A 248-nucleotide genomic window follows, 5' to 3' on the forward strand; every position below is an offset into this window, starting at 1 on the left:
AAGTCGCTCTTTTTCTTAGCAAAGCCATTCAGAAGATGGAACCGTTTGAACTTTTGTCCGATGGTTCGGATATTCCGGTTTTCGCTTGGCGACTAAAAGAAGGTTACACATCAAATTGGAATCTTTATGATTTATCTCGACAATTGCGTGTGTTCGGCTGGCAAGTACCTGCCTACCCATTGCCTCCAGATATGGAAGCGGTGACGATTATGCGCGTTGTGGTTCGAAATGGATTTTCCATGGATCTT

The 248-nt window shown here is 44.0% G+C and carries 1 pseudogene; it reads left to right on the forward strand.

Going from position 1 to position 248, the window contains the following annotated elements:
- Positions 1-248 (forward strand): annotated as a pseudogene (locus SB717_RS38370) (glutamate decarboxylase); the annotation flags it as partial.

The sequence above is a fragment of the Priestia sp. SIMBA_032 genome, from assembly GCF_046535215.1.
GTDB lineage: Bacteria > Bacillota > Bacilli > Bacillales > Bacillaceae_H > Priestia > Priestia aryabhattai.